Consider the following 24,117-nt stretch of genomic DNA (forward strand, 5'->3'; position numbering starts at 1 on the left):
GCCCATGCCTCCGCGATCTCGCGGTGCGCCTCCTACGCCGCGACCGGACCTGCCGGGGGCGGCCATCTCGTACTGGCTGCGGGAAGGGCTGATCACTGAAGACGAGCTGCCCACCTACCTCCCGCCGCTGCAGTTGCTCATCGAGCGGGCCTCCCGGTGCGATGTCCCGGACCTCGACGCCCTGTGCGCCCGCCTCGCTCCGGTGCTCCTACCGTTGTCCGGCGCCACCAGCCTCACCGGCGAGCACGACGACGCAGCCGCCCACCACCTGCACCTCTACCGCAACCTCGCCGGATCCCTCCTCGCCACCGACGCGCTGCTACGCGGCCGCGCCCCCGACGCAGCACTCCGGCCGCTGCCACACCTGGGCCGGCGGACCTGGCTACGTCCCGGACGGCCGCTGGAGGACGACGAACGCCTGCTGCTCCGACTCCTGGTCCACCACCGGTGGCTCACGGGCGGCACGCGGGCGCTGCTCGCGGCGACCCGCTACGTGCTCCCTGAAGCCGGCGCCGTGCCCGGGGAGAGCACGACCGTGACGTCCGCCGACCTGGACAACCCGACCTTTCCCACAGGTTTCTGGGCGCCCGGCAACCGCGACCGGGACCGCCGGTTCCTCCCCCTCGACAGCTGGCAGAGCCGCATCGTCGCTGGTCAGGTTCAGCAGCGCACCGCGGCCGGGCTCAGCCGGCAGCCGCTGGTCATCGACGGGCCCCGCCAGAACGCCACTGCCTTCGTCCAGCAGACCCTCGACGGGCTGCTCGCGAAGGCCGGTCTGGCTCAACTGCCGGACGTGACCGCGAGCAGCGTCACCTTCCAGGCGGCCGACCGGGCCTGCGTCCGGCACGGGGACGAGGCGGGGTTCGCCCTGCTCGGTCGTCGGAGCGTGGAGCAAGCGCTGCGGGACCTGTGCCGGGTCGGCTGGGAACCCTCTCCCGGGCCCGCCGCGGTGCGCAGCTTCGTCGACAGAGCCTTCCCGACCTACCAGGGCCGCGCTTCCGCCGACGGCTCCGGCCGGCGGAGCGCACCCTGACATGACGAGACCGCGGAGCGGGACTGCAGGCAGTGGGTGTTCCTACCGTCCGCCCGTGCCCGGTCCCGCAGCCCACGGAGCCGGGACGTGGCCGCACATGACCTTCGCCGGCGTCGAGGACATAGGCCTGCGGGCGGCGTGCGAGCTGGTGCAGGACGTCGCCGTCGCGCTGCTCGAGCAGTTCACCGACGGCGACCTGACGTCGGTGTCCAAGCGCGAACTGGCCAGCCGGGCCGGGGTCGGGCAGGCGACGCTGTGGCCGCTGCTCAACGGCAAGCTGTGGCCGCGCACCGACCCCCTGATGCGGGTCGCGCAGGCCGCCGGCGTCTCCATCGGCGTGCTGTAGCCGCCAGCTCCGGGCAATCGCGCAACACGCTGCTGCGCACTCGGTCAACAGCCCGTTAGCCGGTTCGTCCCACAGGCTGCGGGACGATTCCCGCACCGGCCGGAGCCGTTAGAAGTGGCGGGGGAAGTCGAGTCCGGGCCCGTCCGGGTCTTCGTAGACCGCCTGCATGGTCTGTTGAACCTCTCGGTTCTGCGCCAAGAGCCGGTCTGCCTGCGACGCCTGCTCGAACCAGGCGATCGTGGCCGACGCTGGCTGCAGGCAGGACGCTAGAAACACGCACATGCCATAGGCCTCGGGGTCCGATGTGTGCCCAGCGGCGGCGAGGGCGTCGGCGGCGGTTGTCCCCGTCCGTAGCAACAGGTCCCAGAGGAACGTCGTGCCGGCGCTCCACGCGTCGATCGGGTGCTCACCGAGCTCTCCGTGGCCATCGCCGGGCTCCTCGCACGACAGCACCCAGAGTCTGCTGACCACGGTTCCGAGGTCGTGCGGGCAGAGCTTGGGGATGTCAGCTTCGGCCGGCGCGGAGACGAGCAGCTGCAGGGCCAGCCGCGTCGGCAGCGGCTCCAGGTACGGCAGACGACCGCGGATGAGCGCGACCACACCCGAGCGGGCGAGAAGTGGCCACACGGACAACAGCGCCGCGAGCTGCCGCGCAGCCTGCGCCGCACCCAGGTCCACGACGGAGAAGACGGCGTTGTGCTTCGCGACCGCCGCCCGAACCGCGTCCGGCAGGGTGTGCAGCGGCTGGCTCGCGGGGACGCTAGCCGCGTCCGGGTGCTGTCGCAGGTAGCCGCCGAGGTCTACCCAGGCGCCCCCGACGGGATCCGGCATGGCCACTCCGAACATGGGCAGGGGCATCTCGGCCCAGTACCGCTTGTGTCGCCCGGTGCGGATCCGGCTCTGCGACTTCCCGCCCTTGACCTGGACCGCGGCTATCGCGGGCAGCGCCGCGCCCATGTAGGTGGGCGAGACGAGCAGATCCACGCCCTTGTCGAAGCGCGCGTCGGTCTCCTGCACGAGGAAGCCGGCGTGCTCGAGCACCTCCTTCACGCGGCGGATGGCGTCGCCTTCGGTGAAGTGGCTGTCCGGCACTCCGGGGTAGTCGTCGGGAGAGAAGCCGCGCATGGGACCCGATGGTGCCTGCCCGGCGCGGGTCGCCACTCGACCCCGGGCGGGTCAGGCCGCCAGACCGCGGGTCGCGTCGACCAGGTCGATGACCGCGACGCCGCTGGGCTGCTCGACCCGCCCGCCGTGCCAGCGGACCCACGCGACGACGGCCCCCGCGTCGCGGGCGAAGGCGAGCTTGCCCACGTTCCGCTCGGCATGCGCGGAGTCGATCTCGACGACCAGGTCCGGGCCGTCGGGGCGCATCACCGTGACGTCGATGCGGCCGAACCGCGTGCTGCCAGCCGGGGCCACCGGCAGCGACAGCTCCCGGAAGGCGTTCCACCCCAGCACGCCGCGTGTCCGTTGGGCGTGCGCCCACTCGACGATCGTCTCGGTCAGCACCCCGGTCACGTCTGCCTTCGCCAGCTGGCGGTCGCGACCGAACCGGTCCACGAGCGCCGCGGCCTGGTAGGCCAGCACCGCGCGCAGCTGATCGACGACGGCATCGTCGGCGGCCGGTTCGGCGCCGCCGGCGGCGTGCAGGTGGTGCACCCACCCGGCCGGCCAGTGCGCCCGGCCCGCCACCGTCACCGGCTCCCGGACCGCGAGCGCCATCTGCAGGGCCGCGTCGGAGGGCAGCAGCGCGTCCGCCGCGCGGCGCTGCGCGGCCAGCGCCGCCTCGAGGACCCCTTCCCGGCCGAAGCCCTCCTCGGCGACGACCGCGAGGCGGACCGCGTGCACCGCGGTCCGACGCCACTCCGCGGCCAGCGGCGCCGGCACGTCCGGAGTGGTGAGGGTGTCGACCAGCGTCCGGGCCCGCTCGCCGCTGGCGGCGTAAAGCTGCTTGCCCTTCGCGGCGTTGGCCTGCCGCTGCTGCTGCAGCCCCTCCTCGGTGGCCGCCCAGCGCACCTTCCGGCAGTCGGGGCAGCCGCGCTCGGGCTCGGCGAACTCCGCGCGTGCCTCGGTAGTGTGGCCGCAGTCGAAGGCGACGATGACGTGGTAGCCGACGCACACCCGGCACGCGGCCCGGTCGCCGTTCTTCCACGCTGGCATGCCGGTCCGGGTGGCGACGATCTCCTGCCATTCGTGCCCGGCCGGGCACCGCCACCACGCGGCGTAGCTGTTCTTCGCCGAGGTGTTCTCCGGCGTCGCGGTGCCGTTGCGGTCGGGGTGCCAGGTGTCCGCGACCGTCGGGTAGCGCGCCGCCAGCGCCTCCTGCGGTTGCATGCTGCGGGGCACGGGTCTCCTTCCTCGACGTCCGACGGCGCAGTGGTCTACCGGCCACGTCGGACAGTTCGGGAGCGGGGTGCTCGCGGCATGCGGCTGGTGGTGTTGCCTGCCGGTGGCAGCTGCTTGGCTGACCGGCGTGGAGCAGCCCTCGACGTGGCGCCGGCACTCGGCCCTCGGTGACACCGACGTCGGGGAGATGCCGACGATCCACGCCGTCGTGGTCATCGCCGACGCCCACGGCGGGCACACCGACACCTGGTTCACCGACGACGCGGGACGGGACGGGGTGTGCTGCCCGGCCTGCGGCTGGCGGCAGGTCCTGGTCGCGGGCGGGTCGTCGGTCCACGAGGTGAGCGACGCGCACCTGCTCGACGTCGCGGTGCCGGTGCTGGTCGCCGCCGGCGACCTAGCCGAGGCGGACGTGCCGGCGTTCCGCCGCGGGGCGCCGGGCTACCACGGCAGCCTCGACGCGCTGCTCGCCGAGCTCGCCGGCCGCGCGATCGTGCAGCAACCCGCTGCACGACCGGCGCCCGCCGGGCCCCGGCGCCCGGGCTGGGAGAACGAGCACCGCCTCGACGGCCGCCGGCCGACGCTCAGCCGCCGGCGCCGGGGAGGGTGAGCTGGCGGCGGTGGTGCTCGAAGTGCGTGGTCGCGTACCGGTACACCTCGGCCGGGGACGTCCACGCGGTGAAGTACGGATCCCACCGGGTCGGCAGCGGCATGCCGCGGTGCAACGCCGCCTCGGTCTCCCGCGCCAGCGCGCGCCGCAGCCCGGCGATGACGCGCCCGGCGAGCGCGTCGATCCGGGCCGGGGACAGCACCCGCGCCGCGGCGACCGGCCCCAGGTAGTTGATCACGTGGAAGGGCCGGGCCGCGGCGTTGAGCAGCGCCGCCCAGCCCCGGCCCACCGGTGCCGGCAGGCGGCCCATCAGGCGCACCAGCGGCAGCAGCACCCGCACCACCCCGTAGCCGAGCACCAGGTGGAAGAGCAGCGCCTCGTTGCGCCATGCGGTTCCGTTGCTGCGCCGGCGCAGGTCGGCGGGCCTATGGGCTGATTGAGGGCATCGCCGACGCCCTGGCCGGGATCGCCAGGTTCGTCGGCGGGCCGCTGGCCGACGACCCGGCCCGGCGGCGGAAGGTGGCCGTCGGCGGCTACACCATAACCGCGGTGCTCACCGCGGCGACCGGTGCGGCTCCTCGCCGTGCTCAACGAGTTCGGCATCGGCGGGCCGGCGTTCGACTGGACGGTGGCCTGGTCGGCGATCCGCGACCGCGTGACGCTCGCCGTGCTGGACCGACGCGCAGCGGTCGCCCACCGCCCGGGCCCCTCCGCTTCGACCTGATTGCGCAGTCCCGGGTGCTCGTCACGGTCGTCCACAGCCGGGGAGATCCCGGGGGACAAACGGAGAGACCATGCCCGCACGAGACCTGGAGCTCATCCGCAGCCGCAAGCGGCTGCACACCGCCGCGATCGACCGGGAGCGGGTCCGCATCCGGGGACTGGTTGCCGAGAGCGGCGATGGCTACAGCGGGACCTACCGCAACGTCTGGCTGCGCGTCCAGACCGCCGTCGGGGCGAGCGTCCGGCTGACCGCCTCGCCGTCGAGCACCCTCGGGACGATGCCCAACGGCGCCATCGTCGAGCTCGCCGCCCGGCTGACCGGCATGGTCGACGTGGCTGACAACGTCTACTACGCGGAGCGTGCACAGCTGCTGACCTGGGCGGTCGGCCCGGGCGAGGCCGCGGGCGTCTGACCGGCCGAAGGGCCGCCCCTCGCGGGGCGGCCCTTCGGGGCACGTGGCGCTACGCCGCCGCGGGCGTCATGCCGTTGTCGGTGCGACTTCTGCGGCAGGTGGCGCCTCCTCGAGCTGGAGGCGAACCGGCGGGCGTGTGATGGGCGCCGGTAGCGGCTTGCGCACGGCGGTCAGCTGGCACACCTCGCCTCGGCGGGCGGTTGCCTTCCGCTCGACGCTGTTGTCGTGCAGCAAGCCGAACAGGAGGCCGTGACTGATCAGCCTGTCCCAGAGGCCGCGGCCGGCCATGTCGCTGTCGGCGTCCCTTATGTTCTGCAGGACGGTGCGTGCGTCGTTGAGGTAGTCCTCACCCAGCCGGCGGATCTCGGTGGCGGCGGCCAGGTTGTGCTCGCCCCGACTGGCCTTCCTGGCGAGCATCAGCTCGCCCCACTTCTCCAGCGAGCACAGCAGGTACCACTCCAGGTGGATCAGCTTCTCCACCCGCTCGGGGTCGATGCGCGCAGCGGCCTTCGCCTCCTCCACAGTGCGGAACTTCAGGCCCTTCGCGACCTTGTCGAGCTCACCGAGGATCTGCCGGTGCTGGGTCTTGAGCAGCTGCTCCAGGCCGGCGAGCCGGTCCCAGTCGGTCTTGCCGATGCGGAGCTCGTCGCGGTACCGCGCGTAGATCTGGTTGATGGTCTCGGTTGCGGCGAGGATTGCGGCTTCCTGGCCGAGGTGCAGGAACTGCAGGATCGCCTCGACGTTGAAGGCGATCTGTTCCACCAGGGCGGTGAGCCGCTGGATGTCGGCCTGGATCTGGGCGACCGCGATCGCCGTGGCGACCGCGACCGGGTCGATCGGCGGCCGGAAGGCCGCCACCTGCTCCGCGAACGACACCTCCTTGATCTGGATGTTCTTGGCGAAGCCCTTCTCGTCCCGGAGGAAGCCGTAGAAGTAGCCGCCGGTCCCGCGCCGCTGCAAGGTGTCCCACGCGTTGAGGTCTTCCGGGCGCATCGTGAAGACGCGACCCCAGGCGGCGTTCGCCGGCGCACCCTTCGCGGTGAACAGGTGCGGCGCGACCTTGTCGAACGCGGTGCCGAGCAACGGCAACCAGCCCTCGCCCTGCTCGCCCGGGGAGATGGCCGTGACTTCCCGGTCGCCGGTGCGGATGAGGAGCACGCGTTCCGGCTCTTCGGGACCGGACGCTGCCATCGGGGTGCTCACAGGTCCTCGCCGAGGAGACCGTCGGTGTCGCTCTCTGTGTTGTCGACAGTCTCGTCCTGGGAGTCGTCGGCTGACGGGTTGGTGCCGAGGAACCGGCCGACGGTGCCGCCCACAGCCGTGCCCACGCCGGCGCCGATCGGGCCGCCAACGAGGAAGCCCACCACCGCTCCGGTGCCCGCGCCCGTCGCGCTCGCCGCATTCTTGTCCATTTGGTCCTCCCTGGTACGATTCGGTACAAGGAAGGTGCCAGGCGCAGTCGGTACTGTCAAGGACTATCCGGTACAGGAGTTGGCCGTGACGACCCCCTCTTCCGATCCGTATGTGGGTCTCGGCGAGGCCATCAAGGAGCTTCGACTTGAACGCGGGGCGACCCGCAGCCAGGTGAACGAGGCGGCCAAGATCAGTCTCGAGTACCTGGGCAAGATCGAGCAGGGGAAGCGGAAACCCCAGCCGGACGTGCTCGCACGGATCGCGGCCGCGCTCGGCAGTACTGCGGCCGAGCTGTTGGCCAGAGCCCGATACCCGCGCACTACTGCCTACGATCCCGCAGCCGGCTCCGGCGCCTTCCTGATCAACGCCATGCCCGCCGTTGGCGCCCTGTCTCTCGTCCGCGCCGCAAGGGACCTCCAACGTCAGCGGAGCAGCCGCGAGGAACTCCTCGAGGAACTCGAACACCGGTTGGGCAGCCTGGACGACGACGAACTGGCACTGCTCGTCGCGTCGATCCCGCGGCAGCCGGATGAGGCAGGCGCCGACCAGACCGACTGACCCGCCGGGGGGACACCTCCCACACCCGGCTCGTTGACAGCCACGGAGCGCCCCGGACCTCCGCGTCAGGCGACGCCGGCGCCCGCGATGGCCAGCACGACATCGTGGCCGAGGGTGTTGTCGACCTGCTGGTGCAGTCCCAGCTCCACGATGCGCCCGTCCCGGGGGTGCCAGGCCTGTCCGGGGACCGTCTGGCCGAGCAGGACGTCCAGGGCGTCGATGGTCGGCTTCCACAGGTTCAGCCAGTTTCGCTGTGGGCCGACGGTGAAGCTGATCTCCAGCGCGACGGGGCCGGTCGGCGGCAACGCGGCGTGTATCTGGTCGTGGATTTGCTGCTTGTACGCGGTGGTGGTGACCGAGGCGGTCGTTCGCACCTCCAGCACCGGCGCGCCGACCGACGGCGCAGCACGCCGAACGGCCTGCTGCGCGGCCGCCGCGGAGGCCGCGCCGACCTGCTTGGTGACCCACACGCTGGCCAGCGGTCCGTGGGCCGCTTGGGTGAGCCGCGCAGCCAGCGGGAAGCCGTAGTTGTCGAGGTCATGCGCGTCGAGGAGGTCGACGTGCTCGGGCAGCGCCACGTCGAGACGCAGCGCCCTCGGTCCGGACAGCTGGGCCAACTGCGGGGCCAACAGCGCCTCCGCGTAGTCCAGGAACGCGCACAACGCCACCTGGTCGGGATGCCCGCTCGCCATCCAGCTGGCCAACCGGGGCGCGACCTCCAACACCGTCATCCCGGCGTCGGGCTTGGCGAAGAACACCGGGGCGAGAGCCACGACGGAGACGCTAACGGCCAGGCCGGACAGTCCACCCTACGGCAGGGATCAACCTCTTCGGCGCCGGTACACCTGGGCCGGCCGGCCGACGGTGCCAGTCCGGGGCCGACCTGTCGGCTCGATGTGCGGATCCATCTGGCGGCGGAAGGTGTCCTTCTGCAGTTCGCCGCCGTGAATGGCCTCGTGCACCCGGCGCAGCTCGTACAGCGTGAAGGCGTCCCCCAGTAGGGCGGCGGGGTCGGGGTGCTCCGCGTACGCCGCCCGCGCCCAGGCGACCGCCGCGGCGACCACTTGGTCGTGGTCGAAGCACAGGCGGCGCTGACCGGCGGGCAACTCGACACGGTCTGCCTCGATCCTGGCGAGCAGCACGTCGTCACCGACCCGGTCCGCGAGGCGCTCGTGGCGAACGAGGTCGACGTGCGCGACGCTGAGCACCCGGTAGCGGGGATCTCGCTTCGGGGCGTCGAAGACGCGCAACTGCCGGGGCCGCTCGCCGGTGACGCCCACCTTGTCCCGCAGCGCACGCAGCGCAGCCTCGTCCAGCTGTTCATCGATGCGCAGGAACGTGCCCGGCAGTGACCAACTGCCGTCCTCCCGCCGGTGCACCAGCACCGCCAACCGCAGCCGCCGGCCCTCCGGCACCACCGTCAGCAGCGCCACGTCCACCGCCACCGACGGGTGCGGATAGTCCGCCAGCCGCTTCCCAGCGCCGTCACGCCACTCCATGCTTGCCAGGTTAGCGCACATGTGCTCCAATCTGTTTAGCGCAGAACCGCGCTAACCGATGTCGAGGGAGACACATGAATCTTGTAGATCTGCACTTGGGCAGGCCGCTGACCCGCGGCGCGCTGACCCTGTTTCCGGTCTGGAACGGGGCCGCCGTCGATGCCCGCGGCTACGACCTGTCGGCAGGGCACCTGCTGGTCGGCGAGCTGCCGGACGGACCCGCGGTCGACCGGCTCGCCGTCACCAACCCCGGCCCCCGCCCGGTCCTGGTGTTCGAGGGTGAGCTGCTGGAGGGCGGCTGGCAGCACCGCGTCGCCGCTCGCAGCGTGCTCGTCGGCGCCCGAGCCGGCGAGGTGCTCGACGTCCGCTGCGTCGAGCAGGGCCGCTGGGCCGGCGGCGGCCAGCACGAGCGCGGCGGCCGACGCGCGCCAGTGCGGGTCCGAAGCCGAGCCGGCGAGGGGCAGCAGGCCGTCTGGGACGAGGTGGCCCGCTACGAGCGGCGCTACGGCGCCAGCGAGACCGCGTCGCTGGTCGAGATCACCCGTCCGGTGGAACAGCGCGCTACTGACCTTGTGCGCGACGTCGCTCCGCTGCCCTACTCCACCGGTGTCCTGGTCGGGATCGGCGGGCAGCCGGTGATGCTGGAGGTCTTCGACTCCCCGCAGACCCTGCAGCACGCCTGGGACCAGTTGCTGCACGCCGCCGCCATCGACGCCGTCGACCGCCCGGCTCTGCCGACGCCTGGCCGGCGGGCCCGGCGTTTCGTCGAGCGGCTGACCTGCGCACCGCTGCTCGACGAGCAACCGGCCGGGCTCGGCCGCGAGCGGGTCGCCGCCTCGGAGAAGGCCCGGGTGCGCTGCCTCGTCTGGCGCGGCCGGGCGGTGCACACCGTCGCGGTCAACCCGCGGCACGAGCTGGTGGCCGCCTGATGCACCTGGACGCCCGCCAGACCGACCGCGCCGTTGGCGCACTCCTCGGCGGCGCCGTCGCCGACGCGCTCGGCGTGCCCTACGAGTACGGATCCCGCCCGCTCGAGAGCGAGCCCGTCATGCACGGCGGCGGGCTCGGTGGCTACGCGCCCGGCCAGTGGAGCGACGACACCGAGATGGCCGTGTGCATCGCCCGGGTCGCCGCCACCGGTGCCGACCTGCGCACTCCGGCCGCCCTCGACGCGGTGGCCGAGGGCTTCCTCGGCTGGTACGCCACCGACCCTGCTGACGTGGGCATGCAGACCCGCCGCGTGCTCGGCGAGACAGCGCGCCGCGGTGGCGGCGCCGCCGTGATGACCGAGGTCGCCACCGGACTGCACGCCCGGACCGGCCGGACCGCCGGCAACGGTTCGCTGATGCGCACCGCCCCGGTCGCACTCGCCCATCTGGGCGATCCCCCGGCGATCGCCGCGGCCGCCCGCACAGTCAGCGCGCTCACCCACGCCGACCCGGTCGCCGGCGACGCGTGCGTGCTCTGGTGCCTGGCCATCGACCACGCCATCCGCACCGGGCGGCTGGACATCCGGATCGGGCTGCCCGCCGTCGACGCCGGCTTCTGGGCACCGCTGCTCGACCAGGCCGAGACCGCCTCCCCCGCCGACTTCGCCACGACAAACGGCTGGGTGGTCGCCGCGCTGCAGGCCGGCTGGTCGTCCGTCCACGGCGTCGACTGCTACGCCGACGGGGTCGTGCGCGCGGTCACCGGCGGCGGGGACACTGACACCGTTGCCGCGATCGCCGGCGCCCTGCTGGGCGCCCGCTTCGGCGGCGCGGTCATCCCTGCCCGTTGGCGGCGCCTCGTGCACGGTTGGCCCGGCCTGCGCGCCCGAGACCTGTCCGCGCTGGCCGTACTCATCGCCAGGGGCGGCCGGCCAGACGCCGACGGCTGGCCCACCGGGCCCGGGATCCTGTCCTACGTCGACGCCTCCGACGTGGTCGTGGCCCACCCCGACGACCCCGGTGTGCTGCTCGGCGGGGTCGGCGCGCTGCGGCCCGGCATCGCCGACGCTGTCGTCTCCCTCTGCCGGCTCGGCACAGGGCAGGCGCCGGTCACCACCGACCTCCGGGACCACGTCGAGTTCTGGCTGATCGACCAGGACGACGCCAACAACGACCTCGCGGGCGTCGTGCGCGACGCAGCCGCCACCGTGCAGCAGTTGCGAGACGAGAAGAAGACCGTGTTCCTGCACTGCGTGCACGCCGAGACACGCACCCCGGTGGTCGCCGCGGCCTACGGCGCGCTGCTCACCGACAGCCCGTTCACCGACTCTTTGCGCCGGGTGCGGGCCGCGCTGCCGTCCGCCGCGCCCCGCCCCTCGATCGTTCGCGCCCTGGAGAAGGAGCTGCCGTGAGCAACCTGCAGGACCACCTGGATGATCTGCTGGCCGCCGCCCCGGTGCGCCAGCTGGCCGCCGCGATCGCCCATCGTGCCGCCATTTCCTCCCATCGCGCAGCGGAGTACGTCGGCCTCCGCCCGGCGATGGAGGAGAGGGCCGTCGCTGTCTACCTGCACCGCGACTACGCCTCCATCGCACTGCCGCACGGCCGCGCTGCTCTCGAGTTGGTGCGCTTCCCCGGCTCACACCCGCGCCGCCAGGATGGCCCGACCACGTACCTGGTCCTGCCCGACGAGGTGCTCACGAAGCACTTTGATGCCGCGGTGGACCTCGCGGTGGAGATGGTGGAGTGGCGGGCGGCCGGGCCGAAGGCCAGTCTCGGCGGCCACCCCCAGCACCCGGAGAAGCCGCTCAAGATCTGTCCCCGCTGTCACATGCAGCTGCTGCCCAGCGGCGCGTGCGCGGACTGCGCCTGACCGGCATGAAGATCGGCATCGGTGGAAAGCTCGGGCCGCTACGGCTGGGCATCAGCACCCGAGGCATGGGCGTCGGACTCGGCCCGCTGCACGTCTCCACCGGCTACCGGCTCCGGCGGCGTCGGCGGCGTGCGCCGCGGCGCCCGTCGACCGCCCGCGCAGGCAGCTCTGCGAGCGGGGGCGGCGCCGCGCTGCTGATCGGCGGCCTTCTGCTCCTGCTGGTCCTCTTCTCGCCCTACCTGCTCGGCACCTGGCTGGCGGTTCAGGCCGGCGCCGGCATGCACTCGGCCGCCCGGTCCCTGGTCGGCTGGGGATGCGAGCTCGCCGCGGTTCTCGTCGTCGTGGCCGTCGGGATGATCTCCTCTCGGCGTGGCCGCGCGCGCCAGGAGGAGCAGCAGCGGCAGGAGCGCCGACAGCAGCTCCTGACCCAGGGGGACCGGCTGCGCAGACAACTCGGCGAGGTGGAGGCGCTCGCGCAGCGCCTCCAAGCCGAGCCCGCCGGGATCGCCGACCCGCGGATCAAGCCGAAGGAGCGGCTGCTCGCCGCCTACGACGGCGTCTCGCTGATGGAGCCGCGGTCCGCCCACCGGGGCGGCCCGAAGCTGCCCACCGCCGTCGACACGGGCACGGTGCTCGTCACCGACAAGGCCGTCCGGTTCCACGGCGCCACGAAGACTGTCGAATGGCGCTACGACAAGATGGCCGCGATGCGCGACCACGCCGGCGCCATGATGTTCACCGTCACCAACCGGCAACTGGTCAGCGGCATCCGCCCTCGACAGGACCGGAACGTCGCGGTGTACGCCGCCGTCGGCTGGGCCTCCGACCACGCCAACGGTGGCGATCCCGCGACGATCCGTGCCCAACTCGACGGTGTCCGGCAGGAGCTGGCGCAGAGCCTGCACGAGGTGGAATCCGCGCTGCGCCAGGAGTACGGACGTACGCCGCGGCCGGGATCGGGCACCACCGACACCGCGGCCCCATCGGTGTGACTCCGGATCGGCGTAGGCCTAACCCGAAGGCGCGTCTGGTGGAAGTTCCACCTCACTAAGATTGGGGCGTCTCCCGGTTCCACCTGGGGGTGAGTTTCTTGGGCCAAAGGTTGCGCCCTGAGTTGCACCTGTCCTACTCTCTTCACACCGCGCTGGTGGTACCTGCCACCGGCCCTGTCACAGAGAGGTGGAACCCACGATGGGTGCCCTCAACATCCGGTTCTCCGGGACCGTGTCCATCGACGGCGACGAGCTCGCCGCCTTCATCCGCTCCCTCGCGGCGGGCGGCGTGACCGTCACCGCCGAGCCGGCCGCCGCGGTCGACGACGTACTCGAGGACGACGCCGAGGAGGTCGACACCAGCCCGGCGGCGATCGCGGACGCCGAGGCGCTGGCCGCGCCGACCGGCTGGAACCTCGAGCTCGCCCGGTCCTGGGTCGACGAGCTCGACGCCTGGACCCAGAACGGCCGGGTCCTGCACGAGGAGCCGGTCAAGGGTGGCGGAGTCGCGTCGGCCACTCAGATGCGGGAGGCGGCGGGCCGCCCGGCCGGGAAGTACGCGCTCAGCGGCTTCACCGGCGGCACGGCCAAGCGGTGGAAGCGCTGGTCCACGGCCACCCCCGGCGCCGAGGGACTGACCCTGCCGGTCCGGACCGTGTACGACCCGTCCATCAAGGGTCGGCAGCGCGCCCAGGCCTTCCAGATGGACGAGCGCCTGGTGCCGCTGTTCCGGATCGCGCTGGCGCAGCCCCAGGACTGACCGCTCGGATCACATGACGACGGCCGGACCCCCCGGCGGGGAGTCCGGCCGTCGCCACGTCAAGGTCGCCGGTCGGATCGCGTTCCCGGCACACGGTGGTCTGGCGCCTTCAGCGCTCGCTCAGCAGCTCTGGCATCGAGGATGCGCAGCTGCAGCCCCGCGGCACCCCAAGCCGACTTCATGCGGACATGCGCGTTGCTCTGCCGCCACACCGCGGGAAGCCAGGCATTGTGCCGAGCGGGCGTCACCGACGTCGACGTTCCACTTCCAGAAGCCCAGCGCTGACAGATCCACTCAGCGCGGTGCACTGGTCAGACGCAGAGGCCGTCAGTGGCCGAGCACGTCTTTGGGGTAGACAGTGCCGCACTTCGAGCACTTGGACCGGTTAGTGCTCAGCGGCTGAACGGTATAGGTCTCGCACAGCCTGCACAGGTGCCCACGCGCCATGTCTGCGCCTCCATCGACGTCGGCTGCAACCCTTTGCGCAACCATTGAGGCACGGAGGGTACGCATCGCCGCCCGGACCAGCCAACATGCCACGCGGTAGAAACATTCGATGCTCAAAGGGCGTTCACCGTGGGCGATACTGCCCGACTTGCACGCCCTGCCGCGCTGAGCTGGGCCGACGCGCGTCGACGGCCACCGCGACGTTCACCGGCCTCGGGACAACCCCGTCAAAGACTGCAGGAGCAAGTCCCTCGAACGGGCGAGTCCGTCGCGCCAGCGCACCGTTCGGGCTCGGGTCCCTGGCGCGGGAGCCCACCCGCACGGTCCGCAGCTCGGCCGAGCCGCCGGCCGCCGACTCAGCGGACGGCAGCGACCACTGCCGGCTCACCCCCCGCTGCCGCACTCAGGACGGCTGACGACCTGGTCTCGTCGGCGAGTTCCGCGATTTGGTCGAGGATTCCCGCGGGCGGCTGGGCTAGGTCGAGATGGCGGATCTGCAGTTGGATCTGCGGCGGCGGGACGACGTGGGCTCGCGGTGCGGGAGGCCCGTCGGCGTAGACGAGCATCGCTCGGGGCAGCTGGGTCGCCGTCGCGTAGGCGAGCAGCTGGTACAGGTCTGCCTGCTGGCCCGGGCCGGGGTCGCGCTTGTACTTCACGTCGCCGACGAACACACACCGCCCGGCCGGCCAGTAGCTGAGGTCCGGGCGGAGCCGGACGCGCCGCGCTGCGTCGAGGTACAGCGGCGGGCAGTGGTTGCCGCTGGGGAACTCCTTGCTCGTGGCGTGTAGCGCGTCGCGCAGTGCGGCGCGGACGAACGTCTCGAACAGCATCGCCATGTCGAGGGTGAGCCCGGCGGCTCGGACATCGCCCGGGCGTAGCTCCGGGGTGCGAAGCTGCAGCAACAGACGTGCGACCTCGACGGCGGTGCGGTAGTGGCCGTTCAGCCGGGTCCACGTCACCGTGGGCACGGAGGTTGGCGGGAAGTAGGTGAACGTGACCGGTTCCAGGGTCGCGACGATGCGGTGCAGCGTGCGTCGGATGCCGGTGCTGCGGATCGGTAGCCGGGATAGCTGCAGTGTCGCGGCGAGGAGCAGCCGGTTCTCCAGCACGTCCTCGTCGTGCTCGGCGTAGCGGACCGCCAGCGGCAAGTCCAGCCCGGGGCGGCGGCGTAGCTGCTCGGTGAGGTCGATCCGGCCGCGGACGGTGACGAGGTCGTCTGCGACGTCGTGGTAGCCGGTCAGCAGCCCGCGGTACAGCGCGCGCTCGCAGAGGGCGGTGAACAGTCCGGCGACACCGGTGACGAGGTCCGGAGCCTCGCCGAGGCCGGGAGCGTCGCCGCGCCAGCCGTGAGGGTCCGCGGCGTAGCCGAGGAGGAACAACAGCCGCGAGATCGGCAGCTTCGGCTCGACGAGGAGCGTGACGTCGTCGACCAGCAGCGCCCCCACGACGTTGCCGGGTGTGACGTCGTAGCGGTCCGCCACGCCGACGGTCGGCTCCACGACCGCCCGCAGCTGCATCCGGAGCGCGTCGCGCTGACTAGCCGTCAGCTCGACGCCTGTGGTGGTGGTCCACTCACGAAGCCGGAGCGTCCTCATCCGGTGGACTTACCTCCGCCCGGAGCACGTCGAGGTCGAACTCCGCCAGGCGATGGTCCTGCCCGTAGAAGTGGTCCTCGAGCGTCGGCAGCACCGAGTGCTCCCAGGCGCGGCGGATCCAGGTCGCGTCGAGGTCATCGCGCATGAAGTGGCTCGGTCCTATCGCGACCGCCGGGTCGGCGAGCTTCTCGTTCGCACGCTGCACGACCGCAGCAACCCAGGCGAGCTCCGGGTGGTCGTCGGTGAGGTAGCCGGCGAGGACGGCGGACACCGGCGGGCTGTCGGCGCGGAAGGGCACGAAGTAGAACCTCCGCCGCAGGGCGGTGTCCAGCAGCGCGATGGACCGATCGGCGCTGTTCATGGTGCCGATGAGGTAGAGGTTCGACGGCAGCCGAAAGTCGCCGCGCGAGTACAGCAACCGGGCGGGCTGGTTGCGGTACTCCAGCAGGAAGTACAGCTCGCCGAACACCCGTGCGACGTTGCCGCGGTTGATCTCGTCGACGATGAGGACGTAGTCGTGGTTCGGGTCCTCGGTCGCGGCGCGGGCGAGTTCCACGAGCGGGCCATCGACGAGGTGGAAGCCGGGCTGGTCCGGCCGGGGCCGCAATCCCTCAACGAAGTCCTCGTAGGCGTACGCCGGGTGAAACTGCACCAGCCGCACCCGCTCGGCGCTTCCGGCGACCCAGGCGGCGAGCTTGCGTGCGACGTAGGTCTTCCCGGTGCCCGGCGGGCCGTAGAAGATGACCTGCCCTCTGTCGCGCAGCAACTGCACCGTCTCGTCGAGGAACGGCTCGTCGAGGTGCAGCGACGCAGCGAGGTCGGAGAGCGTGAGCTCTGGCTCCGGTCCGACGGATGCGGACCGGGGGCCGCCTGCTGGCCCCGCGCCACTCGATGCTGCGGGCGTTTCCAGTGGCGGGCTCGCAACCTCCGGCGGCAGGGCGCCCTTGCCGCTGCGCCAGTCGGTGAGCGCCTGCTGCTCCGGCTCGTTCCAGCCATCCGGGGTGTAGTTGACCAGCGCCCACACCAGGCCCTGGGCGTCGAGGCGGTCCCGCAGCGCGATGTCGCCGCGCGTGGCGATGTCGACGAGCTCGTCGAGAAAGGTCAGGAACAGCTCGTAGGTCTCGCCCGCCGACGCCGACGGCTGCGGACGCGCGAACCCGGTCAGCCGATAGGCGGTGTCCACGGTGGTGGCCCGCCACTGCGGGAAGCGTGTCGCGTCCACGGCGCCAAGCAGGAACGACGCGAGGCTCAACCGCGCACCCATAGCGTGGGCGGCGGCATCCGGAACCCGATCGAGGAACCGGTCGATCGCGACGGGTGACGGGTCGTCCCACAGCCGGCGCAGCGCCTCACCGGCGGCATCCGGATCCGCGTCTATCCACTGCAGGAACGGCTGATAGACCTGCCACGCGACGAGGTTGTTCTCCTTCGTGAACGCCGTCCGCAGCAACGCCGCCCACTCGTCCGACCCGGTGCGCGACGCGGCCGCCGCCGCGGCGACACGGCCGGCAGCGTCCAGCTTGTACCCACGCTCGAGGCCGTCCAGGTCCACATCGCGGCACAGCCGCTTGGCCCACGCCTGCAGAGTCAGCCACGGCTTCGACGGCTGCGACCAGTGCCACAGGTACGGACTGCGGTACAGGTTGACGTATCCGGCATCGCCCCAGGCGGTGTTCGGCGGCAACTGCGTCGCGATGCCGGACAGCCGCAGCGACTCGTGCAGGCTCGTCGGCCCGGCCAGGTCCGGCCACGTACGGACCATGTCTGCGCGGTGCTCGCGGGAAACGACGGGCACGAACACGTCCGGGAACAGCAGATGCTCGAGCGCGTGACGCTGGATCCTCGCGCCCTGATCGTCAACCGTGTCCAGCAGTTCCACGAACTGCTCCGGATCCGTCAGCGCCCGACGGCGCCGATCCGGCGGTGTGCGCTTGAGAGCGGCGAACGTCTCGATCAGGTAGCCATACTGCCGCCAGCGGTACGAGTTGAACGCCTGCCCCGGACGGACGAGGCCGGCCTCCAGCGCCGCGGAGAGCTGCGCCGGCATCGGTGCCGTGGCTGGTGCGAACCGCAGGACGCGGTCGACGATCTCGCGCTTGCGCCCACCGCTGACCGTGTCAGCGCGCGCGATCAGCAGGTGCACGTACAGCAGCTCCGCGGCCAGTTGCACCGCCGACGCCGGCGACTGTGCCAGCTGACCTTGCAGCTTCTTCAGGAAGTCATCGGATCCCGTGTCGGGCTGCTCAACGAAGTCGCGCACCAGCACCTCGGCGTCCGCCACGGTCGACCCCGGCCGCTCGTCGAACAACGCGCGGTCGTCGAGGATGCACCGGTCACGCCAGCGCACCACAGCGGCGTACACCGGCTGCGCCGAGGGATACGGGACCCGGGTCACCGACATGGGTTCATCCGACCCGACAGCCCCGTCCGCCGCCAACCGGCACCGATGTTGCCCTGCCGCCCCCGGCCCGGTAGGCCAGGGATCGTGCCGAGCATCGACGTCGTGTGGGAGCGCATCCAACGACATGCTGGCCAGGAGTTCCACACGATCACCGGGCGGCCGTTCACCTACGAGGTGCCCGGCAACTACCTGCGCGTCGACCGCACCGACCGCAACCTCTCCCGATCCAACTTCGCCCAGGCGCTAGACCTCATGCCCGCTGCCGGACCCGGGCAACTGCACGGGCGGCAGGGCGCCGCGTACACGTGGGCGATCCTCATGGACGACCGGATTCGTCGAGGCGACTGGTAGGCGTGACGATCGCGGGCAAGCACCCCGATCCCGGCCGGACCCATGCCCATCTGGTCGACTTCGTCTACGTGCACAAGGGCAGCGCCGCGTCTCTCGCACCACCCAGCCGAGCCCGCACAGCTGCACGAACCACCGCGGTGCCTCGCCGCATGCCTGATGCGACGACGGGCCGTCAGACCTCGTCGAGCAACCCGGCTGAGGTGCGGTCGACGCCGTACAGCGTGAAGACCTCGTCGATGGCCCGCAGCGCGCGGGTGGCGGAGTCGAGGGCCAGACGTTCGCCCGCCCGCAGCAGGACCTGGCGGCGCAGTTCACCCCAGGTGATCTCCGGCCCGGCGGGGGTGCGCCACCAGTAGATCCACTGCTTCGACCTCCCCGCGACGGGCTGGGCGTCGAAGCAGACGGCCGGCGGTTCGGCCAGCCAGCCGTCGCCGTCACCGTCGCCGCGCTTCACCCACACGCACCAGTCCCCAGGGCGCCACGTCCCCTCCTCACCCCAGGACCAGCCGACCGTGGCGACCGAGTCGTCGGCGACGGCGACGAGCTGGCGCCGCTGCCGTTCCGCAGCAGCCTTCACTGATGCCGGCGCCGGATCCCCGTAGGAGGCCACCTCCAGTACCTCCCGGCTCCTACGCGTGCCGCTCCCACGCTGCGCCGGCCGAGCCGGACGGGCCACCGACTTCGCCCACTCCACGTACGCGTCGTCGATCACGGTGGCGTCGGCGCTGGACGCGAGCTGGGAGATGAAGGCCTCCAGCTCGCGCACCTGCGCCGCGGCGGTCGTGATGTAGCCGGCCTCGGCTTGGCGGACGGCGGTCGCCGAGGCGTTCGCCGAACCGACGAACGCCGCTCGGCCGCCGATGTAGATCTTGGCGTGCAGCCGGGCGTGCGACCGCAGGGTCACCCCGCGGTCGAGGAAGCGCCGTAGCGCCACCGGGCTGGTCGAGCCACCCCGCAGGGCTGCCAGGCTGGCGTTGCAGATCAGCAAGTCGCCCGAACCCAGCGCGTCCAGCAGGTCGCCGGCGTCCTCGCCCAGGTAGGCGACCGCAACCTGCTTGCGGTCCCTGGTCTGCAGCAGCTCGGCGATGGCGGGCCAGACGGCCCCGCCGGTGACGATGCGCGGCACGGCTCATCCTGGCATGCACCGCCGCACTCCCCCGGCGCTGACTGTGGACTCGCCAGACGCCAGGCTGATGCGCCGCGACAGCACCTCAAGGCGATCGCCCGAGGGCTGTCCCACGCCCAGCTCGCCCGGGAGCCGTACATGGGTGAGGACACCGTCCGCACCCACGTCACACACATCCTGGTGAAGCTCAACCTCCGCGACCGCGTGCAGGCCGTCGTGCTGGCCTACGGATCCGGCCCAGGGGCGCCGCACCGCACGAGCCGGGGACGTTGCCCTCGTCGGTGATGAGTCTCATGAATGCGAGCAACCACCCCGACCGCAGCGCCGACTCTGACACCGCGACGGCCGGCGGCTACCGAACGCTCGCGGTGCTCACCGGCTCATCGAAGAAGTCGGGGTTCAGCGTGAAGTCGGCGGTGGGGAGCGGGTCGGTGTCGTCCAACAGGATCAGTTCCACGAGCCTGCCGAAGAGCACCGAGAGACAGACGAAAGCGCAGGGCCGCGAGGATGGCCCCCGCCTCGAACAACCAGGTGCCGATGTGCCAGCCGGCCGAACGGCTGTCGAACGCGTAGGCGGCCAGGAACAACGCGACGGCGAGGACCGATCCGAGGAAGATCGCGCGGGACATAGCGCCACCTGGCCGGGATGCCCCGCCGCATCCCAGCTGGCCAGCCGAGGGGCAATCTCCAGTGCCGTCATCCCAGCGTCGGGCTTGGCGAAGAACACCCGGGGCCGAGGAGCTACGACAAAGACGCTAACGGCGGCAGAGGCGCGCCATACCATGCTGCGCGACCCGAACGGCCCCGCGCCGTTCGCCGCGGTCCTGCGAGTACAGGTGCGCACGCTGCGGCCACCGCACCCGCTCGGCGAGCAAGGTGTTGCGTTCCTCGTCGAGGCGGGTCACGCATTGGGAGGTGCTGCCGTTCCACCGTGGACGTCCAGGCCGAAGCGACGGATTTGGTCGGCCTCCGAGGCCCGTCCACGCCTCTCAAGCTCCCCAACCAGAGCCTTGACCGCGCGGGGATGGCCGGCGGCGGCTGCCTTCCGCCATGCGTTCTCGGCGTCGTCCTCGCGCCCCGGCTGGCGGCTGAGCCAGTCGGCCAGCTCGTCCAGGGCGTTCCACTCGCCGGCGGCGGCCGCCTTCCGCCATGCGTCCTCGGCGTCGTCCTCGCGCCCCGGCTGGCGGCTCAGCCACGCACCCAGCCCTGTCAGCGCCAATGGATCCCCTGCGACGGCGGCCTCCCGCCACACGTTCTCGGCGTCGTCCAAGCGCCCCGACTGGCGGCTGAGCCAGTCGGCCAGCTCATATCGCATGCCCCAGTCACCAGCATCAATCGCGTCCCGACACACCTCCTCGACGTCGGCCTCTCGCCCAGGCCGGTCGCTCAGCCAATGCACCAGCTGACGTGCCGCCGTCGAGTCACCCAAAGCAACCCCCTTTCGCCACAGCGCCTCAACGTCGCCTTGCCGCTCAGGGTCTGGCCGCATATATGCGGCCAGAAGATGCAGGAGGTCCAAGTCGCCCGTGGACTCGGCCACTTGCTCGGCCACCTGGCACCACACGTCGAGCGTGCGCCCTTCCAGGTCCGACCGTTCGTGTACAAACCAGCGCAAGCGGCGACCGGGCCGGAAGCCGGCCACCGCGGACTTCCGCAACAGTGCCTCAGCCTCGTCTTCCCGGCCCGGCTGGCGCATCATCCACTCGGCGAGCTCGGCCAGCGCATACGAGTCGCCGGCCACCGCGCATTTCCGCCACGCGTCTTCGGCGTCGTCTTCCCGCCCCGGCTGCTGGCCGAGCCACTCGGCCAACTGGCGTAGCTCGAAGGGATCGCCTGACGCGGCGGCCTCCCGCAACACGTGCTCCACGTCGGACTCCCGGCTCGGGCGCGCGCTCAACCAGTTCGCCGGGCCGCTCCGGAGCTCCCGGTGGCCGGTGTCGGCGATGCGCCATGCGTGCTCGGCATCGTCCTCGCGCCCCGGCCGGGCGCTCAGCCACTCGGCCCACCCATACAGCGCGTTCGGATCGCCGGTGTCGGCGGCCTTGCGCCATGCGTGCTCGGCATCGTCCTCGCGCCCCGGCCGGGCGCTCAGCCACTCGGCCCACCCATACAGCGCGTTCGGATCGCCGGTGTCGGCGGCCTTGCGCCATGCGTGCTCGGCATCGTCCTCGCGCCCCGGCCGGGCGCTCAGCCACTCGGCCCACCCACGCAGCGCGTTCGGATCGCCGGTGTCGGCGGCCTTGCGCCATGCGTGCTCGGCATCGTCCTCGCGCCCCGGCCGGGCGCTCAGCCACTCGGCCCACCCACGCAGCGCGTTCGGATCGCCGGTGTCGGCGGCCTTGCGCCATGCGTGCTCGGCATCGTCCTCGCGCCCCGGCCGGGCGCTCAGCCACTCGGCCAGCGCGCACAGCGCCCCGGGGTGGCCGGTTGCGGCGGCCCTCAGCCATACCATCTCAACGTCGGCCTCCGTGCCCGGCCAGTAGCTGACCCACTCTGCCAGCGCGGCTAGTGCCGTCGGCTCGTCCGTGGCCGGGGCCGCCTCCCACCAAGCCACCTCGGCGTCAGCCTCCCGCCCAGGCCGCTCCCTGAGCCACAACGCCAAAAGGCGCACCGCCTTCTGGTCCCCGGAGGCGATGGCCTGCCGGTACAGCGCCTCCACGTGCTGATAACGGGCGTAGCGGTTCGCGGACTGCGCGAGCGCTATCAGATCGTCGGGTTGGGGGGTGTGTCGGCGGAGCGCGTCCCACACCCTGTCGGGAACGGGGCGCGTTGCGCGGCTGCTAGTGAGATGTTCCTCGAGGAAGTCCGCCAGTACGAAGCCGACGGGTTCGCCCTCCTCGGGTGCGTCGGTGTCGTCGACAGGGACCAGCGCGCGGACGCCGTCCTCCGACCGCAGCGCAGCGGTCGCGAAGGAGAGCGCCCGCGCAAACCAGCCCGCCGGAGGACTGGTGGCCCCGCGCTCCTCACGCCAAAGCGACAGCATCACGGCCCGCAGCAGGGACGGGGTGAGCGCCGTGCTGCGGTGGCCGAGCCGCCGGGCGTCGCTCGCCGCCTCAAGCAGCAGGCGGCCCATCGTCGGCGCAGTTCGGTAATGCGCGAGCAGCTGGTAGGCACCGGCGAGGGTCTGGGCGAAGCCCACCCCGTCCGGATCGGCGAGGGCGAACCGCAGTCGCTCATCGGTCGCGGCGAGGGCCCGTGCGACCTCCCGTTCGGTGTCGGTCGTCAGCGTGTGCGGCACGTCGTGCCAGCGCACCCACGGCGTCTCCTCGGCGAGCAGGGCGCGGGAGTCGGACAATGACTCGTCCTGGCCGACCGTGGCGGCCCGGACCTGCTCCGGCCACAGCGTCCCGACCAGGACCAGGGCAGACCGGCCAGCCGCGGCGAACAAGTCGCGCACGATGTCCAGGGACAACCCCCGCCCGTTGGGCCCGAGGAAGTCCTGCAGCTCGTTGAGCCACACGACGCATCGCCGGTCCAGCACCCCGGCTTCAGGCAGCGTCCGCAACTTCCGGCCGCTGCGAGGCCGGAGCACCGTCCAGTCTTGGCACAGCGCGTGCACCGCCTCGAACAGAGAACGTGTCTTGCCAGTGGACGACGCGCCCTGCACCACGATGAGCGCGGGGAGCTCACCACCTACGGCGGCCGCGATGTCCCGGCGCAGCGCCGTGTCGTGAGCGCGCAGGACGTACGGGGGCGGCGCGACCGCTCGACCGGCGTGTCCTCCGTGCGCGGGACCGGTGTGGCGGTGGCCGACCGCGGCGTGCACCCGCGCCTCGGCGGCGGTGAACTCCGCCATCGGCCACACGGTGCACCCGGCCGCCCTGGCCCGTTGCGCCCAGGCTTCCTCAACGCGGTCCACCCCGCACGGCAGTGTGCGCTGATGTAGCGCCAGGGCCCGGGCCCACACATCGCGCGGCGCGCGGAGTGCGCGGAGCAACTCCTCCAGTGTCTTCCTGTCACGGCCATGTCCGGGCTTGGTGATGTAGTTCTGCGCGGTGCTATGGGTGATCGCGTACCCCGTGACCAAGTCTGGGTAGCTCACCTTGCGTTCGTCTTTCAACTGCTGCAGCAGCGCGCACAGTTCGGCGGCCGCTGTGTCCGCCTCCGGGGTCCGGGCCCGCACGTACTCAGCGTGCCAGGACCGCCAGCTCGTGAGGGGCCGATCGCGGTCGCCGTCCATCCATCGGGCAAGGCCGCGCGCTGCCCGGTGGATTGGCTGACCCGGGCGCGGATCGGCCCCACCGTGGTGGCCATGCGCTACAGCAGCCTCGCGCCGCTCGGACCGACCGCCGTTGGGGTTCCGGTGGCCCTGGTGGCGGAACTGCCGGGCTGGGTGGTGCTCGTCCTGCTCACCCTGTCGGCCGGGATGGCCGTTGCCCAGTTCGTCGTCACGCAGATCATCCGGCTGCGCGCCAGCACGAAGGTCACCTCCGGCCGGGACGCTGTTCGGGTTCTGGAGATCGAGGACCTGCCGCACCGCCGCCGTCCGCCGACCTGACGGTCGCATTTGGACGCGCTCGGCCTTGATCATCACCGGCAGTGAGCCGCGCCGTTCGCCGACCCTGGCGGTGCGCTCGGCTCCGTCCACCTCGAGCGCGACGGCACCTCGGATTGAAAAGTCCGTTCAGCGGTGGCGAGCCACTCGGCGTCGGACAGCACCGTTCCAAGATGGCGAGGAAGACGTTCCAAGACCATCAAAAGG

General features: G+C 72.0%; 25 protein-coding genes. 14 read left to right on the plus strand and 11 right to left on the minus strand.

Going from position 1 to position 24,117, the window contains the following annotated elements; all coding sequences use genetic code 11:
* Positions 1–4: 4 nt before the first annotated feature.
* Complete coding sequence (locus AB3388_RS25215) at positions 5–1,033, plus strand: hypothetical protein (protein WP_495408063.1); 1,029 nt, start codon at positions 5–7, stop codon at positions 1,031–1,033.
* Positions 1,034–1,088: 55 nt separating this feature from the next.
* A complete protein-coding gene (locus AB3388_RS25220; protein WP_495408064.1) occupies positions 1,089–1,379 on the plus strand; it encodes a helix-turn-helix domain-containing protein in 291 nt (96 codons plus the stop codon).
* Between the two features lie 108 nt (positions 1,380–1,487).
* Here AB3388_RS25220 and AB3388_RS25225 read toward each other — a convergent pair whose 3' ends face one another.
* Together AB3388_RS25225 and AB3388_RS25230 are read right to left on the minus strand one after the other, a co-directional pair.
* A complete protein-coding gene (locus AB3388_RS25225) occupies positions 1,488–2,504 on the minus strand; it encodes a DUF4365 domain-containing protein (protein ID WP_495408065.1) in 1,017 nt (338 codons plus the stop codon).
* A gap of 51 nt (positions 2,505–2,555) precedes the next feature.
* Complete coding sequence (locus tag AB3388_RS25230; protein ID WP_495408066.1) at positions 2,556–3,725, minus strand: zinc-ribbon domain-containing protein; 1,170 nt, start codon at positions 3,723–3,725, stop codon at positions 2,556–2,558.
* 103 nt (positions 3,726–3,828) lie between these two features.
* Here AB3388_RS25230 and AB3388_RS25235 point away from each other — a divergent pair, with 103 nt between their 5' ends.
* Positions 3,829–4,335, plus strand: a complete 507-nt coding sequence (locus tag AB3388_RS25235; protein WP_495408067.1) for a hypothetical protein — start codon at positions 3,829–3,831, stop codon at positions 4,333–4,335.
* On the opposite strand, the gene AB3388_RS25240 is transcribed toward AB3388_RS25235, so the two are convergent.
* Positions 4,310–4,693: a hypothetical protein gene (locus tag AB3388_RS25240; RefSeq protein ID WP_495408068.1), complete on the minus strand. Its 384-nt coding sequence runs from the start codon at positions 4,691–4,693 to the stop codon at positions 4,310–4,312. The two genes, AB3388_RS25235 and AB3388_RS25240, sit on opposite strands and share 26 nt — an antisense overlap.
* A 210-nt stretch (positions 4,694–4,903) precedes the next feature.
* On the opposite strand from AB3388_RS25240, the gene AB3388_RS25245 reads away from it, so the two are divergent.
* Both AB3388_RS25245 and AB3388_RS25250 read left to right on the plus strand, forming a co-directional pair.
* Positions 4,904–5,059, plus strand: coding sequence for a hypothetical protein (locus tag AB3388_RS25245; RefSeq protein WP_495408069.1), 156 nt, complete (start codon positions 4,904–4,906; stop codon positions 5,057–5,059).
* A gap of 70 nt (positions 5,060–5,129) precedes the next feature.
* Positions 5,130–5,471, plus strand: a complete 342-nt coding sequence (locus tag AB3388_RS25250; RefSeq protein ID WP_495408070.1) for a hypothetical protein — start codon at positions 5,130–5,132, stop codon at positions 5,469–5,471.
* A gap of 66 nt (positions 5,472–5,537) precedes the next feature.
* Here the strand turns inward: AB3388_RS25250 and AB3388_RS25255 are convergent, their stop codons facing one another.
* Entirely contained in the window at positions 5,538–6,674 is a 1,137-nt protein-coding gene (locus AB3388_RS25255; protein ID WP_495408071.1) for a hypothetical protein, read from the minus strand.
* Positions 6,671–6,883 (minus strand): glycine zipper domain-containing protein, encoded by a 213-nt coding sequence (locus AB3388_RS25260; RefSeq protein ID WP_495408072.1) that lies wholly within the window; start codon positions 6,881–6,883, stop codon positions 6,671–6,673. The genes AB3388_RS25255 and AB3388_RS25260 overlap by 4 nt, the downstream gene beginning before the upstream one ends.
* A gap of 85 nt (positions 6,884–6,968) precedes the next feature.
* On the opposite strand from AB3388_RS25260, the gene AB3388_RS25265 reads away from it, so the two are divergent.
* A complete protein-coding gene (locus tag AB3388_RS25265) occupies positions 6,969–7,442 on the plus strand; it encodes a helix-turn-helix domain-containing protein (protein WP_495408073.1) in 474 nt (157 codons plus the stop codon).
* Positions 7,443–7,507: 65 nt separating this feature from the next.
* Here the strand turns inward: AB3388_RS25265 and AB3388_RS25270 are convergent, their stop codons facing one another.
* The gene (locus AB3388_RS25270) at positions 7,508–8,215 is read right to left on the minus strand and encodes a hypothetical protein (RefSeq protein WP_495408074.1); all 708 of its coding nucleotides are present in this window, start codon (positions 8,213–8,215) and stop codon (positions 7,508–7,510) included.
* A gap of 48 nt (positions 8,216–8,263) precedes the next feature.
* A complete protein-coding gene (locus AB3388_RS25275; protein WP_495408075.1) occupies positions 8,264–8,941 on the minus strand; it encodes an NUDIX hydrolase in 678 nt (225 codons plus the stop codon).
* Between the two features lie 95 nt (positions 8,942–9,036).
* Here AB3388_RS25275 and AB3388_RS25280 point away from each other — a divergent pair, with 95 nt between their 5' ends.
* The 5 genes from AB3388_RS25280 to AB3388_RS25300 all read left to right on the plus strand — a co-directional run bounded on the left by AB3388_RS25280 (position 9,037) and on the right by AB3388_RS25300 (position 13,495).
* Positions 9,037–9,870 carry an ARPP-1 family domain-containing protein gene (locus AB3388_RS25280; RefSeq protein ID WP_495408076.1) on the plus strand — a complete coding sequence of 278 codons (834 nt, stop codon included), beginning with the start codon at positions 9,037–9,039 and terminating at the stop codon, positions 9,868–9,870.
* Positions 9,870–11,282: an ADP-ribosylglycohydrolase family protein gene (locus AB3388_RS25285; protein ID WP_495408077.1), complete on the plus strand. Its 1,413-nt coding sequence runs from the start codon at positions 9,870–9,872 to the stop codon at positions 11,280–11,282. The genes AB3388_RS25280 and AB3388_RS25285 overlap by 1 nt, the downstream gene beginning before the upstream one ends.
* Positions 11,279–11,743, plus strand: coding sequence for a hypothetical protein (locus AB3388_RS25290; protein WP_495408078.1), 465 nt, complete (start codon positions 11,279–11,281; stop codon positions 11,741–11,743). The genes AB3388_RS25285 and AB3388_RS25290 overlap by 4 nt, the downstream gene beginning before the upstream one ends.
* The gene (locus AB3388_RS25295) at positions 11,725–12,735 is read left to right on the plus strand and encodes a hypothetical protein (protein ID WP_495408079.1); all 1,011 of its coding nucleotides are present in this window, start codon (positions 11,725–11,727) and stop codon (positions 12,733–12,735) included. The genes AB3388_RS25290 and AB3388_RS25295 overlap by 19 nt, the downstream gene beginning before the upstream one ends.
* A gap of 199 nt (positions 12,736–12,934) precedes the next feature.
* Complete coding sequence (locus AB3388_RS25300; protein WP_495408081.1) at positions 12,935–13,495, plus strand: hypothetical protein; 561 nt, start codon at positions 12,935–12,937, stop codon at positions 13,493–13,495.
* Positions 13,496–14,298: 803 nt separating this feature from the next.
* Here the strand turns inward: AB3388_RS25300 and AB3388_RS25305 are convergent.
* A complete protein-coding gene (locus AB3388_RS25305) occupies positions 14,299–15,537 on the minus strand; it encodes an McrC family protein (RefSeq protein WP_495408082.1) in 1,239 nt (412 codons plus the stop codon).
* The gene (locus AB3388_RS25310; RefSeq protein ID WP_495408083.1) at positions 15,515–17,938 is read right to left on the minus strand and encodes an McrB family protein; all 2,424 of its coding nucleotides are present in this window, start codon (positions 17,936–17,938) and stop codon (positions 15,515–15,517) included. The genes AB3388_RS25305 and AB3388_RS25310 overlap by 23 nt, the downstream gene beginning before the upstream one ends.
* Positions 17,939–18,022: 84 nt before the next feature.
* Here AB3388_RS25310 and AB3388_RS25315 point away from each other — a divergent pair, with 84 nt between their 5' ends.
* Positions 18,023–18,289 carry a hypothetical protein gene (locus tag AB3388_RS25315; RefSeq protein WP_495408084.1) on the plus strand — a complete coding sequence of 89 codons (267 nt, stop codon included), beginning with the start codon at positions 18,023–18,025 and terminating at the stop codon, positions 18,287–18,289.
* Positions 18,290–18,461: 172 nt separating this feature from the next.
* Here AB3388_RS25315 and AB3388_RS25320 read toward each other — a convergent pair whose 3' ends face one another.
* Positions 18,462–19,415 (minus strand): hypothetical protein, encoded by a 954-nt coding sequence (locus tag AB3388_RS25320; RefSeq protein ID WP_495408085.1) that lies wholly within the window; start codon positions 19,413–19,415, stop codon positions 18,462–18,464.
* A 93-nt stretch (positions 19,416–19,508) separates the two neighbouring features.
* On the opposite strand from AB3388_RS25320, the gene AB3388_RS25325 reads away from it, so the two are divergent.
* Positions 19,509–19,700 carry a response regulator transcription factor gene (locus AB3388_RS25325; RefSeq protein WP_495411483.1) on the plus strand — a complete coding sequence of 64 codons (192 nt, stop codon included), beginning with the start codon at positions 19,509–19,511 and terminating at the stop codon, positions 19,698–19,700.
* A 616-nt stretch (positions 19,701–20,316) separates the two neighbouring features.
* Here AB3388_RS25325 and AB3388_RS25330 read toward each other — a convergent pair.
* Positions 20,317–23,538 carry a hypothetical protein gene (locus AB3388_RS25330; protein ID WP_495408086.1) on the minus strand — a complete coding sequence of 1,074 codons (3,222 nt, stop codon included), beginning with the start codon at positions 23,536–23,538 and terminating at the stop codon, positions 20,317–20,319.
* A 9-nt stretch (positions 23,539–23,547) separates the two neighbouring features.
* On the opposite strand from AB3388_RS25330, the gene AB3388_RS25335 reads away from it, so the two are divergent.
* A complete protein-coding gene (locus tag AB3388_RS25335) occupies positions 23,548–23,913 on the plus strand; it encodes a hypothetical protein (RefSeq protein WP_495408087.1) in 366 nt (121 codons plus the stop codon).
* Positions 23,914–24,117 lie beyond the last annotated feature (204 nt).

Source organism: Geodermatophilus sp. SMS 5-13 (genome assembly GCF_059428245.1).

Bases quoted from the DNA above. Each gene is read 5' to 3' on its own strand.
- AB3388_RS25215 (WP_495408063.1), top strand. From the start codon at position 5: ATGCCTCCGCGATCTCGCGGTGCGCCTCCTACGCCGCGACCGGACCTG.
- AB3388_RS25225 (WP_495408065.1), bottom strand. From the start codon at position 2,504: ATGCGCGGCTTCTCTCCCGACGACTACCCCGGAGTGCCGGACAGCCAC.
- AB3388_RS25250 (WP_495408070.1), top strand. From the start codon at position 5,130: ATGCCCGCACGAGACCTGGAGCTCATCCGCAGCCGCAAGCGGCTGCAC.
- AB3388_RS25260 (WP_495408072.1), bottom strand. From the start codon at position 6,883: ATGGACAAGAATGCGGCGAGCGCGACGGGCGCGGGCACCGGAGCGGTG.
- AB3388_RS25275 (WP_495408075.1), bottom strand. From the start codon at position 8,941: ATGGAGTGGCGTGACGGCGCTGGGAAGCGGCTGGCGGACTATCCGCAC.
- AB3388_RS25285 (WP_495408077.1), top strand. From the start codon at position 9,870: ATGCACCTGGACGCCCGCCAGACCGACCGCGCCGTTGGCGCACTCCTC.
- AB3388_RS25300 (WP_495408081.1), top strand. From the start codon at position 12,935: ATGGGTGCCCTCAACATCCGGTTCTCCGGGACCGTGTCCATCGACGGC.
- AB3388_RS25305 (WP_495408082.1), bottom strand. From the start codon at position 15,537: ATGAGGACGCTCCGGCTTCGTGAGTGGACCACCACCACAGGCGTCGAG.
- AB3388_RS25310 (WP_495408083.1), bottom strand. From the start codon at position 17,938: ATGTCGGTGACCCGGGTCCCGTATCCCTCGGCGCAGCCGGTGTACGCC.